The 12,561-nt window shown below is 52.8% G+C and carries 15 protein-coding genes; 2 read left to right on the top strand and 13 right to left on the bottom strand.

Annotated elements, in window-relative coordinates:
• Positions 1 to 49: 49 nt before the first annotated feature.
• The 13 genes from KNP72_RS08355 to prsW all read right to left on the bottom strand — a co-directional run bounded on the left by KNP72_RS08355 (position 50) and on the right by prsW (position 10,319).
• The gene (locus KNP72_RS08355; RefSeq protein ID WP_214832851.1) at positions 50 to 1,012 is read right to left on the bottom strand and encodes a polyprenyl synthetase family protein; all 963 of its coding nucleotides are present in this window, start codon (positions 1,010 to 1,012) and stop codon (positions 50 to 52) included.
• Between the two features lie 3 nt (positions 1,013 to 1,015).
• On the bottom strand, positions 1,016 to 1,717 hold the full coding sequence (locus KNP72_RS08360) for a demethylmenaquinone methyltransferase (RefSeq protein ID WP_214719767.1): 702 nt from the start codon (positions 1,715 to 1,717) through the stop codon (positions 1,016 to 1,018).
• Positions 1,718 to 1,737: 20 nt separating this feature from the next.
• Positions 1,738 to 2,310 carry a heptaprenyl diphosphate synthase component 1 gene (locus tag KNP72_RS08365; RefSeq protein ID WP_214832853.1) on the bottom strand — a complete coding sequence of 191 codons (573 nt, stop codon included), beginning with the start codon at positions 2,308 to 2,310 and terminating at the stop codon, positions 1,738 to 1,740.
• A gap of 127 nt (positions 2,311 to 2,437) precedes the next feature.
• Positions 2,438 to 2,710: an HU family DNA-binding protein gene (locus KNP72_RS08370; RefSeq protein WP_021067196.1), complete on the bottom strand. Its 273-nt coding sequence runs from the start codon at positions 2,708 to 2,710 to the stop codon at positions 2,438 to 2,440.
• 109 nt (positions 2,711 to 2,819) lie between these two features.
• On the bottom strand, positions 2,820 to 3,530 hold the full coding sequence (locus tag KNP72_RS08375) for a hypothetical protein (protein ID WP_021067195.1): 711 nt from the start codon (positions 3,528 to 3,530) through the stop codon (positions 2,820 to 2,822).
• 3 nt (positions 3,531 to 3,533) lie between these two features.
• The gene (locus tag KNP72_RS08380; RefSeq protein WP_251026112.1) at positions 3,534 to 3,713 is read right to left on the bottom strand and encodes a DUF2768 family protein; all 180 of its coding nucleotides are present in this window, start codon (positions 3,711 to 3,713) and stop codon (positions 3,534 to 3,536) included.
• A 101-nt stretch (positions 3,714 to 3,814) separates the two neighbouring features.
• Positions 3,815 to 4,858: an NAD(P)H-dependent glycerol-3-phosphate dehydrogenase gene (locus tag KNP72_RS08385; protein WP_214719768.1), complete on the bottom strand. Its 1,044-nt coding sequence runs from the start codon at positions 4,856 to 4,858 to the stop codon at positions 3,815 to 3,817.
• Positions 4,859 to 4,875: 17 nt separating this feature from the next.
• A complete protein-coding gene (gene der, locus KNP72_RS08390; protein WP_021067192.1) occupies positions 4,876 to 6,186 on the bottom strand; it encodes a ribosome biogenesis GTPase Der in 1,311 nt (436 codons plus the stop codon).
• Positions 6,187 to 6,316: 130 nt separating this feature from the next.
• Positions 6,317 to 7,465 (bottom strand): 30S ribosomal protein S1, encoded by a 1,149-nt coding sequence (gene rpsA, locus KNP72_RS08395; RefSeq protein WP_021067191.1) that lies wholly within the window; start codon positions 7,463 to 7,465, stop codon positions 6,317 to 6,319.
• A gap of 140 nt (positions 7,466 to 7,605) precedes the next feature.
• A complete protein-coding gene (locus KNP72_RS08400; RefSeq protein WP_214832855.1) occupies positions 7,606 to 8,229 on the bottom strand; it encodes a lysophospholipid acyltransferase family protein in 624 nt (207 codons plus the stop codon).
• A complete protein-coding gene (cmk, locus tag KNP72_RS08405; RefSeq protein ID WP_214719778.1) occupies positions 8,226 to 8,903 on the bottom strand; it encodes a (d)CMP kinase in 678 nt (225 codons plus the stop codon). Before cmk ends, KNP72_RS08400 begins: the two co-directional genes overlap by 4 nt.
• A 74-nt stretch (positions 8,904 to 8,977) precedes the next feature.
• On the bottom strand, positions 8,978 to 9,643 hold the full coding sequence (locus KNP72_RS08410) for a flagellar brake protein (protein WP_214832857.1): 666 nt from the start codon (positions 9,641 to 9,643) through the stop codon (positions 8,978 to 8,980).
• A gap of 19 nt (positions 9,644 to 9,662) precedes the next feature.
• A complete protein-coding gene (gene prsW, locus KNP72_RS08415) occupies positions 9,663 to 10,319 on the bottom strand; it encodes a glutamic-type intramembrane protease PrsW (protein WP_021067187.1) in 657 nt (218 codons plus the stop codon).
• Between the two features lie 107 nt (positions 10,320 to 10,426).
• Between prsW and KNP72_RS08420 the strand changes: the two genes are divergently transcribed.
• Both KNP72_RS08420 and KNP72_RS08425 read left to right on the top strand, forming a co-directional pair.
• Complete coding sequence (locus KNP72_RS08420) at positions 10,427 to 11,398, top strand: asparaginase (protein WP_021067186.1); 972 nt, start codon at positions 10,427 to 10,429, stop codon at positions 11,396 to 11,398.
• A gap of 36 nt (positions 11,399 to 11,434) precedes the next feature.
• Positions 11,435 to 12,442, top strand: coding sequence for a YpdA family putative bacillithiol disulfide reductase (locus KNP72_RS08425; protein ID WP_214719779.1), 1,008 nt, complete (start codon positions 11,435 to 11,437; stop codon positions 12,440 to 12,442).
• Positions 12,443 to 12,561 lie beyond the last annotated feature (119 nt).

The raw sequence follows: 12,561 nt of genomic DNA on the forward strand, positions 1-12,561 counted from the left end.
TTAGTTTACACGGTCATCTTGATTATTGAAAGGGTTTACAAGGTGGTTGTTACCATTTTCGTTTCCCGATATACTCGGCGATTTCAATGAGCGAGCGTTTGTCCGGTAAGTCCGGCAAGCCATCGAGACGTTGAATCGCCCGGTTCACGTACCGGTCGATCGTCCGTTGGCTTCGCTCGAGCGTCCCGTTGCGCTGCACTTCACGAACGAGCGTATGGGTCGTCGCGTAATCGGACGACTGGTTGACTTGCTGCAACCGACCAAAGAATTCAGGGTCTTCCGCTGAATAGAAGAGCGGCAACGTTTTATGACCGTGCTTCAAATCTTCTCCGACCGGCTTTCCAAGCTGAAAACTTTTCGCGGTGAAATCGAGCAAATCATCCGTCATTTGAAACGCCATCCCGATGTCATAGCCGAACAGCCGCAGCTGTTTGACGACTTCGGGTGACGCCCCTGAGACGACGGCCCCGGCCGCACAACTCGTCTCGATCAAGAGCGCCGTCTTTCGGGCAATCCGATCGAGATATCGTTTCGGGGACTGGCTCCAGTCGTATTGGTCTTGGATTTGATTGATTTCACCGATACAAATCAGTTCCATCGTGTCTGCCATGATTTCCATCACGCGCGGCGAGTCGACCTCAGAGACGAGTCGAATCGCTTCGCCGAACAACGTATTCCCTGTATACATCGCGACCTGCTCATCGTAACGTTCCATGACGGTCGGTTTGCCCCGGCGAAGTGTGGCGTCATCGATGACGTCATCATGGACGAGCGAGGCCATATGAATCAGTTCAAGACTCGCCGCCACTTTCGTCAAGCGGATGTCTTTCGCTTGCCCGAAACCAGCGCTCAGCAATACGAACGCCGGACGGATCCGCTTCCCGCCCGCATCAAGCAGTTGCTTCGAGGCCGCCTCGATGACCGGGTGATCCGTATGGACCCGCGTCGACAAGAAGCGATCGATCTGCTCAATCTCTCGGTTCATGTGGCGATAAAGTCGCTTCAAAGACATCGGTCACCACTTCTTTCCTAGGTGCATGGCACACGCACCGCCGGAGAACGCCTTCACTTCGACTTGTTCGAAGCCTGCCGTCTCGAACATGCGTTTTAGCGTCAACCGGTCTGGGAATTGGTCGGTCGACTCTTGGAGCCATTTGTATTGATCGTATGAGCCGGCGAACACTTTCCCGAATAACGGCATGACCGAGCCGAAATAGAAGCGATACAGTTCGCTGAACAGCGGTGCTGTCGGTTGGCTCGTCTCGAGACAGACGACCGTCCCGCCCGGTTTCAAGACCCGGTGCAGTTCACGGAGCACCGTCATGTAATCCGGTACGTTGCGAAGGCCGAAGCCGATCGTCACGTAGTCGAATGAGTGATCCCCGAACGGCAATGCCATCGCGTTACCATGGATGAGTTCGATCGTCGGATAATCGGCCACTTTTGCTTGGCCGACCGCGAGCATATTCTCGGAAAAATCAAGACCTTTGACGACACCGGTATTACCAGCCGCCTCGGCGAGTTGAATCGTCCAGTCGGCCGTCCCGCAGCAGACGTCGAGACATTTTGCGCCCGGGAACACTTGCATGCGACGCATCGTCGCTTTGCGCCACCATTTATGCAAACGGAAACTGATGATCGAGTTCATCGTATCGTAGCTCGGTGAGATTGATTGAAACACGTCATATACTTTTTGCTCTTTTTCTTTCGGTTGCAATACGTAACATCCTTTCCGTTCTAAGCGACAGCGTGCGCCAGGAGCGTCGTTAGCTGTTCTCGTTGATCTTGGCGCAGTACTGTCGCCTTTCGTTCGATGATCGTTTTTCCGTTTGTGGTCAAGTAGGACCGACCTATCACCTCAGAAAACGTTTTAATCAATCCGAAGTTCGCTTCCATCCAAGTCGTGACGGATACGTCCGCATCAAGCGCGAGCGTACATTTCGCCCCATTGACAAGCTGGACCGACCGACCGAAGCGATTGCTATAGTCGGCAGGAAACAGTGCCAATATTTTATAAAATTGAGCCGAGGCGAAATCGCCGGCGAGCACTTTGAGTTGCCGCTCGAGCGAGCCGTTCGGGCAATCCTTTACTTGATCATGCAGTTCAAGTGCTTGATGTGCAAAATACGTCGCAAGCACGAGCTGACGTTGTTGATTCGATTCGATTTCAATCATCTCGACCATCCAACGAAGTAAAGGCATGTCGACTACGGGTACAATCTCGTGTCTCGTCAAATACGGATGGTTCATGCGTTCTTCGATTTGACGAGCAAGGTCGGTGACAACGGTTTCGTATGTCATCTGTTCCATGCTATCCCCCCTCGTCCTCTTCGTTGTCATTCTGACATAGTATAGCACATTTTTGTCACATTCACGCCATGGGAACTCGCTTTCCGACACAAAAAAAGCCGCCTTTCGGCGACTTATGTATTGCCCATTATTTGACCGCATCTTTAAGCGCTTTACCTGCTTTGAAGGCAGGAACTTTGCTTGCCGGGATTTCGATATCTTCTTTCGTACGTGGGTTGCGACCTTTACGGGCAGCGCGCTCACGAACTTCAAAAGTACCAAAACCGATCAATTGAATTTTATCACCGTTTTGGAGTGCTTCAGTGATAGATTCGAAAGTAGCTTCTACAACTTGTGTAGCTTCTTTTTTCGAAACATTTGCTTTCTCCGCAACTGCTTGGATCAATTCAGTTTTGTTCATCACGATTCACCTCCTCTCACTGAGAGTTTACGGGATTAATCATATCGTACAAACGTTGATATGACAACATTTTTTAAGCAATCGGTCTATATTCGACCCACTCAGTCGATCAGTTGTTTAAAAACTCGACTTCACCTTGTTCATTAATCGTGTACCCTTGCGAATAAGCCGGAGCGAATGGGGAGTCATTATAGAGCAAATACCGAATGTCCTCACCGACTTTTGGCTCTACATCCGTGTTCTCGAGGGCGGCCTCCAGGTCGGCCCGGTAGTCGACAAATAATTGTCCGGTCCCGTCGACATAGATCGGCAACTCGTTTTCCGTGTACGGACTCGGGATACTCGGCTCTTCAGAGACGAAGACGAGATCATAATCAATCGTGAATTGGTTCTTTCCGAGCGACCCGTCAAACGGGAACTTGCCTTCTTTGGCCCGGAACGCGTTAATGTTCGTCTGTAACTGTTGCAAGCTTTCTGACACACGTAAATCAATGAGTTTGACCTTCGGCTCCGTCTCGGCGTCCACGAGGACGTACAAGAACAGACCGCCTCCTTCGAAGCTGTTCGCCGGCGGGTCGGCTAAATAACCAGGGACGAGCCGGGCGAACTCAATCGGATAACGTTCCATGAGTGGCGTCTCGGCCGGCCTTGTTTTAATCGGCAACACCCCGGTCGTCTCCTTGAACGAGTCGACGGCCGTCTGTACCGACTTCAGTTGGTCTTCATACGGGACGTTATCGACCCGATTCGAATCCGGGAACATACATCCACTGAGCACGGTCGCCGCCAATAGACTCGCGACCAAAAAAATCCGTTTCACGTCTTATCCTCCTGTCGGTCCTGAAGCGACCACATAAATCATGATGATCGTCCCAAATAAAAATATGACGAATGCGATGACGCGGACGAGCGCCGCGAACCATCCCGTTAGTTTCGTATGGCTGACTGCCACCATGAGCGCGGCGATGGCAAACGCCCCGATGCCCGCAAATGAAATCCACATCTTGATCAGTGACGGTGTCACGTCTATCCCCTCGACTTTCTCTTTAAATCTAGCTCCGTACATTAGTGTAGCAAAAAAAACAAAGGAACTGAACGAAAACGTCAGTCCCTTTGCTCTACGTCGCCTTCGAAATGGAACACTTCTTCCATTTCATGCTTCTGCGGGCGTCTCATTAACTTTTGTACTTCATCATGTGGGCTCTTACCTTCGAATAACACGTTGTAGAGGGCCTCTGTGATCGGCATCTCGACACCGGCTTCCCGAGCGAGCGTATGCGCCGCCTCACAGGCACGCACCCCTTCCACGACCATGCCCATTTGACCGAGCACATCCTCGAGCTTCTCGCCGCGACCGATCGCGTTCCCGGCACGCCAGTTACGGCTATGCTGAGACGTGGCCGTGACGATCAAATCGCCGATTCCCGTCAAGCCGGAGAACGACGCCGGGTTGGCACCGAGTTGGACCCCGAGCCGGGCGATTTCGACGATCCCGCGTGTCATGAGGGCCGCTTTTGCGTTATCGCCATAACCGAGCCCATCCGTCATTCCTGCGGCAAGCGCGATGATGTTCTTGAGCGCACCGCCGTACTCTGCCCCGATGACGTCCGAATTCAAATAGACCCGGAACTGATCGTTCGTGAGCAACTCTTGAATCTCATCGGCCACGTCCAAGTCCTCGCAAGCGATTGTGATGGTCGTCAATTTACGGACGGCCACTTCCTCGGCATGCGTCGGTCCCGTCAAGACACCGATGGCCCGACGTTTCGACGGGTCGATCTCTTCGGCGATAATCTCCGACAGACGCTTATGCGTCTTCGGTTCGATTCCTTTGGCGGCATGCACGATGACCGCCGGTTCCGTAAGGAGCGCGTTCAACTCACGCGACACCGGACGAATCGCCGAACTCGGGACGACGAGGAATACGATGGAACGATCTTTGACCGCTTCCGCCAAGTCTGTCGTCGCCCGAATCGAAGTCGGCAACGGTGCGTCTTTCAAATAGGTCGCGTTCGTGTGGGCCGTGTTGATTTCATGAACGTGGTCTTCCTCACGTCCATATAGTAGAACATCATGTCCGTTGTCAGCGAGGACGAGCGATATCGCCGTTCCCCAGCTCCCTGCACCGATGACAGCTACTTTTGCCATAGGAGGCACCCCCATTACTAGTTTTTCTGACGAGCCACGATATGAATCGGTGTACCGGTAAAGTCAAATGCGCGGCGAATCTGGTTATCTAGATAACGTTTGTATGAGAAGTGAAGCAACTCTGGATCGTTGACGAACAACACGAACGTCGGCGGCTCGATGGCCACTTGCGTCGCGTAGTTAATCTTGAGTCGTTGTCCTTTGTCCGTCGGTGTCGGGTTCATCGCGACTGCGTCGACGATGACGTCGTTCAAGACGCTCGTCGAGATGCGACGGCGATGTGAATCAGCCACTTCTTTGACGACCGGCAGAAGTGTCTGCAATCGTTTCGACGTGAGTGCCGACAAGAAGACGATCGGTGCGTAGTCAAGGAACAAGAATTCTTTACGAATCTTCTCTTCCATTTTCTTCATCGTCTTATCGTCTTTGTCGACGGCGTCCCATTTGTTGACGACGAGAACGATGGCTTTCCCAGCTTCGTGGGCGAGTCCGGCAACACGTTTGTCTTGTTCGATGATGCCTTCTTCACCGTCGATGACGACGAGAACGACGTTCGAGCGTTCAATCGCTTTTTGGGCACGCATGACGCTGTAGCGCTCGGTAGATTCATACACTTTCCCGCGCTTGCGCATCCCGGCCGTATCGATGATGACGTATTCTTGCCCATCCCGTGTGAACGGTGTATCGATGGCATCACGAGTCGTTCCTGCGATGTCCGAGACGATGACGCGTTCTTCACCGAGAATCGCGTTCGTCAAGCTCGATTTCCCAACGTTTGGACGTCCAATGAGCGAGAACTGGATGACTTCTTCGTTGTACTCATAGTCGTCTTTGTCTGGAGCCATGTCGAGCACTTTGTCGAGCAAGTCCCCGAGACCAAGACCGTGCGTCCCTGAAATCGGGAACGGATCGCCGAATCCGAGTGAATAGAACTCATACATGAGTTCGCGCATCTCGAAGTTGTCGACTTTGTTGACGGCGAGGACGACCGGTTTGTTCGAACGGAACAACAAGTTCGCCACTTCTTCGTCTGCTGCTGTAATGCCTTCACGTCCGTTCACCATGAAGACGATGACGTCCGCCTCATCGATCGCAAGCTCGGCCTGATGCCGCATTTGCACGAGGAGCGGCTCATCACCGACCTCGATTCCGCCTGTGTCGATTAAATGAAACTTACGGTTCAACCACTCACCCGTCCCATAAATGCGGTCGCGTGTTACACCGGGCTTATCATCGACGATCGACACGCGATCTCCGATAATCCGGTTAAAAATCGTGGATTTCCCAATATTCGGGCGGCCTACGATGGCCACTGCTGGAATTCCCATATAAACACCTCTCTAACTTTCATTCAATAAGTCTATCGTTTCTAATTGCAACTGTACTATCATATCACAGGCGAATTTCTGTGACCATACAAAAAGAAGCGGGAGTCTGGCTCCCGCTTGAACGATCGTCTTATTTAGAATCGTCCGAGGCCTCGTCACCTGTCAATTCAGAGACAGAGAAACCTCCTTGGTCGCTATACTCGTCAAGCAGCGATTGATCCGCGTCGCCACGTGATGAATCGCTCGACTCGAGCGCACGCATCGACAACGAGATTTTCTTCTCGTCAAGATGGACGTCGAGTACTTTGACGGTTACTTCTTGGCCTTCTGACAAGACTTCAGACGGTGTCGCGATGTGCCGGTTCGCAATTTGCGAGATATGGAGCAAACCTTCAACTTGTGGTGCGACTTCGACGAACGCACCGAACGTGACGAGACGTTTGACTTTCCCTTCAATCACGTCACCTGGCTGAATTTTACCTTCTACCGATTCCCACGGTCCAGGCTGCGTCTCTTTAATCGACAACTTCACTTTCTCGTTGTCGAGGTCAAGTCCAAGCACTTTCACTTTGACTTTATCTCCTTCAGTCACAACATCGCTCGGTTTCTCAACCCGGCTATGCGCCATTTCCGAAATATGGACGAGGCCATCGACACCGCCGATATCGACAAACGCACCGAAATCTGTGAGACGTTGAACCGTCCCTTCGATGATTTGACCGACTTCAAGCGATTCGAGCGTCTCCGCTTTCTTGGCGCTCATTTCCGCTTCGGCAACCGCTTTATGCGACAAGATGACGCGATTTTTTTCGCGGTCAATCTCGACGACTTTAACCGTAATCGGTTTATTCAAGTAGGATGAGAAGTCTTCGACGAAATGGTTCTCTACGAGCGAAGCCGGGATAAATCCACGGATACCGATATCAACGACAAGTCCACCTTTGACCTTGTCTTTTACCATGACTTCGAATACTTCGCCGGATTCGAATTTCTCGACGATTTGATCCCAAGCTGCCTCGGCATCAACGTCTTTCTTCGAAACGACCACCTCTTCGTCCGTGACCTTTTTCACTTTGACACGGATTTCGTCGTTAACATGGAGTGATTCGTTTAAATCGTCTAAATGCATGCTTGATACTTCGCTGATTGGTAAAATTGCCTCGGTTTTATAACCGATATCGATCAACGCTTGCTTGTCCTCGATTTTGACGACAGTACCGGTCACAATTTGACCTCGATTGATTTCAAAATCAGGCATATCTTTCATTTCTTCGACCATTCCAACACTACCCCCTCACGATGAGTACAAAAAGGAGCGCCGTAAGGCGCTTACACCTAGTATAAACTTCTTATAATTCGAAAGATTTGTCAAGGTGTTATCAGGTTAGTTCCTCTCCTAGCGCGAGATTAAACCTGAAATTAACGAACGTTCCGTGAATGCTGCATGTACAAGTCACCGATTGTCGTCATAATCAAGTCGGCCGCGATTTGGGCGCTCGCCTTGTCCGCTTTCAAGCCGCTCATGTCGATCGGTTGGCCGATGACGACCTTCAACTTCGAGCGGAACTTATACGTCCCAATAATCGCCACCGGAAGTACCGACGCGTCCGAACGGAGCGCGAAGAACCCGACGCCGGCTTGGGCTTTGCCGAGCGTACCGTCTTTTGACCGCGTTCCTTCCGGGAAAATCGAGATGACCTCGTCTTCCTTCAACTTTTGCAAGACGACCCGGAGTGCTTGTCGGTCTCCTTCCCCGCGTGACACAGGAATCTGTCCAGCCCGATTCAAAATGTGTTTCAATACCGGCACGTCGAACAACTCTTTTTTCGCGAAGAAACGAAGCTGACGCTGTTTCGGCATCGCCCCGGCGAGCATGACCGGGTCCCAGTTCGATTGATGGTTCGAACAGACGATCATCGAACCGTTGAGTGGGACGTTGTCGCGCCCGATATACTCGACACGGAAGCTCAATCTACGGATGACATTGACGACAGCTACGGCCAGTCGATACATGCCGAACGGTCCATCGTTGAGCGGTTTCATCGATCAATCACCTGCTTCATCAAGTGCTCGATCGCCTCAACGACGCCGTCAATCGACAGCTCGGTCGTATCGAGATAATGCGCATCGTCGGCCTGACGAAGCGGGGCGACCTCACGCTCGGAATCGCGTTTGTCCCGCAAGGCGATCTCGAGCTGTAATTGTTCAAGGTCGCTCGGCAATCCTTTCGATACGTTTTCCTCATGGCGGCGGCGGGCCCGTTCTTCGACCGTCGCCGTCATGAACACTTTCAAGTCGGCGCCTGGTAAGACGTGCGTGCCGATATCGCGGCCGTCCATGACGATTCCGCCTTTACTGGCGAGGTCCCGCTGTAAATCCATAAGGGCAGCCCGTACTTCCGGCTGGCGTGCGACGAAGCTGACGTTGTTCGTCACTTCGCTCGTCCGGATGACGTCGGTCACTTCGTCGGCGCCGTCGAACACACGTTGTCCGTTCTCGGACGGGACGAGCCGTAAATCCATGTTGCCGATCATCTCGGCGAGTTTCGGCCCGTCTTCGAGACCGACCCCGTCTCTGAGGGCACGATACGTCACGGCACGATAAATCGCACCCGTATCGATATAGACATACCCTAGTTTTTTGGCAAGTGTTTTCGCGATCGTACTCTTCCCGGCTCCGGCCGGTCCATCTAATGCAATCTGTAACGGTTTATTCATAAAAATTGGGTATCGGCTCATCCCGATACCCGCCTCCTCTCGGTCATTTGTTCCGAGAACATCATACCAGTTTTTTAACGTGAAGAAAATACAGAGCCCGTCCGTTTTCTCGCTTCAAGTTGGGCCCGGAAGCAATAACGTAAAATCGTTTCCTGGTCCCTGTGCGATAATTCTTCGAAACGAAGCGACAGCTCTTGTTTCGCCGCCTGTTCGTGAATCCGTACGAGTCGGCTCTTGACGCGGAACGTTTGCGGATTCCCGCGGTCGTCATTGACCTGGAACGAGACGATGATGGCCTCGTCGACAGCGACCGGTGCCCGATTGGAGATGATGCGCATGCCTCCGGCCGATAAGTCGAGTGATGTCGACTCGAACGACGGGAACGCCTGCCCATCTTCCGCGGATACGGTCACGCGAATCATCTCCGGCACCCGCAAATATTCACGGCGCTGGACCCGTTTGATTTTCTTCTCATCCGGCATCGGGAATGCATAACGAAGCGTCAACTGCGCATCGCTCACCCGTCTCGAAATGACGGTGTCGAAGGCATATAGTTGCTCTTCTCCTTTAAAGAAATAGACGCGCATCGGCTCGTCTTCGTGCAAGAAGAACGTCTTTAACGTATCCGTTTCACTCGGGGACTCGATCCAGACGACTTGATCGTTAATGGCCGCGACCTTCGTCTTTCCTTCTTTTCTCCCTTCGACTTCCACCCGTAACTCTTGACCTACTTTTAACATGAAACGATTCCCCTTTATTCTATTTATATTGACGATGATTGGAGCGATTGGCAGTGCGGACGAGCAATAAGGCGACCATCCATAAGACGACTATATAGACGACAGCCGGTACTTTGTTCATCGGTTCGACGAGCAAGATATAGTCGAACATGCCATGCAACAGCGTGGCCGCCATGACAGCGGTGAACAGCCAAAACCGCTCGTGGTTGGAATGTTTGGCCCGGCCGAGACAAAACCCCATGACGACGGCGAACAGCGCGTGGCCGCTCACCGGCAGCACGGCGCGCCAGATGGCGATCTCGATTGAGTCGTACACCCATAAATATAGAAAATTCTCTAACGTGGCAAAGCCGAGTGAACAGGCGACCGCATAGAGAATCCCGTCGTAGTAATCATCAAAGACTTTATGTATGTATATTGTATAATAAATCATGAACCATTTAAAAAATTCTTCTAAAAGCGCGGTGGCCACGAACGCCTTCCAAAACGGGCCCACGAGCACCCCTTCTTCCACGAACGCATACTGGACGAACATGATCGGAAAGACGAGAATGGCCCCGGCGACGAACGACCGGATCACATAGCCGAGCGGTTCCGCTTCCAGTTCATGCCGGAGATAGAAGTAGGAAAGAAGGGCGAACCCTGGCGCAACCGCAGACAAGGCGATTGCAATCATGATGCATCTCTCCTTTCTCACGTTAAGCATACACTGAAATAGAGGAAAGAAAAAGTAGGGCACGCCTAGAAATTGGAAGAAACGAACAAAAAAGTTGGAGGTCTGTTATGAATCATTTATTACTCATCCACACCGGCGGCACAATCGCCATGTCCCAATCGGGGTCGGGACATGTCATGCCGAGCGAGGTCAATCCGATTGATGCGACGTTGCCGAAAGCGACCGATATCGCCAACATCACGACGAAACACTTCTCAAACATCCCATCGCCGCACATGACGCCTGAAAAAATGCTCGAGCTCGCCCAGTTCATCAATCAACAACTGACGCAAGACACGTATGACGGGGTCGTCATCACCCACGGAACCGATACGCTCGAGGAGACGGCTTATTTCTTACAAATCACACTCGGTGCCCCGGTCCCGATCGTCTTGACCGGGGCGATGCGCTCGTCGAACGAAGTCGGCTCTGACGGCGAATTCAATCTCATCACGGCGCTTCGGGTCGCCCAAAGCGATGTCGCGCGTGGCAAAGGAGTACTCGTCGTCTTCAATGGCGAGATTCATTCCGCCTTCAACGTCACGAAAACGCATACGTCCTCGGTCGACACGTTCAAATCGGTCCACTTCGGGAACGTCGGCATGGTGACGAAAGACCACGTCCTCATCTATAGCCAACCGACGACGAAGCAACCGAAGATGATTTCGACAATCACAAAACGGGTCGCGGTGCTGAAAGTCGTTGCCGGGATGGACCCGGACTTGATTGAGGCGGTACTCGCGCTCGGCTATGACGGACTCGTCCTCGAAGTGCTCGGTCAAGGCAACGTCCCGCCGTCGATCGTTCCCGCGCTCGAACTGCTCGTCGAACGCATGCCGGTCGTCATCGTCAGCCGCTGCTTCAATGGAATCGTTCAGGACGTCTACGGCTACGTCGGCGGTGGCCAGCAACTGAAAGAGATGGGCATCATCTTCTCGAACGGCTTGAACTCACAAAAAGCGAGACTGCGCCTTCTCGTCGAACTCGAGTCCGGTTCGTCGCAAGCGGTCATGGAACACAGCTTCAGTTTCCAACAATGAGTTGGCGACTTGCCAACCGATTCGTCCTTCCATACAATGAGGGATGAGGTGATTTCATTGAATAAACACGCTATCGTCGTCGGCGCCGGACCGTGCGGGCTGTCGGCTGCGATTGAATTGGAACGCATCGGCATCTCGTGCACGATTATCGAGCGCGGCAATATCGTCGATGCCATCTATCGGTATCCGACCCATCAGACGTTCTTCTCGTCTGCCAATCTGCTTGAAATCGGGAATATCCCGTTCATCTGTAAAGATTTGAAGCCACGCCGGCAAGACGCACTCGTCTACTATCGGGAAGTCGTCAGCCGGACTGGGCTCGATGTCCATCCGTTCGAGACGGTCGAGGCGGTCGAGCGGACCGAGAACGGTTTCGTCGTGCGGTCCCGACACGACCGGGACGGTGCCAAAGAGCGCCAGGCCGACTATGTAATCTTGGCGACGGGCTATTACGGACGCCCTCGTCGGCTTGACGTGCCCGGTGAAGAGTTGCCGCACGTCGCCCACTATTTCAAAGAGGCGCATCCGTTCTATCGGCAACGCGTCACGGTCATCGGTGGGAAGAACTCCGCCGTCGACGCGGCCATCGAGCTCGAGAAGGCCGGTGCCCACGTCACGGTACTTTATCGCGGGGACGGCTACAGTCCGTCCGTCAAACCGTGGGTATTGCCGACGTTCGACTCGCTCGTCCGTCATGACAAGGTGCGGCTCGAGCTCGAAGCGGAAATCGTTCGCATCGAACCGCATCACGTCGTCTATCGTCAGCATGGTGAAGAACATCGGCTCGAGACCGACCACGTCCTCGCCATGACCGGCTACTTGCCCGACCATGGGCTGTTCGCCGATGCCGGGGTCCAAGTCGATGAGGAGACCGGTGTGCCGGCGTTCGATGAAGCGACGTACGAGACGAACGTCGACGGCTTGTTCATCGCCGGTGTCGTCGCGGCCGGAAACGATGCCAATAAGATCTTTATCGAGAACGGACGTTTCCATGGCCAAGCGATCGCCGAGACGCTTCGGGAGCGCAACGGTGTCACATCATAAATAAAGAGAGGGAAGACCTGATTTCAGATCTGGGCTAACCTAAATTTTTGAGACAATATAAAAACACCTTCGCAGTGGTACACTTAAAAAAAGTGCTAGCATCGGAGGTGTTTTTGCGT

Origin of the sequence: Exiguobacterium sp. s152, from assembly GCF_018618335.1 — a bacterium.
Lineage (GTDB): Bacteria > Bacillota > Bacilli > Exiguobacteriales > Exiguobacteriaceae > Exiguobacterium > Exiguobacterium chiriqhucha.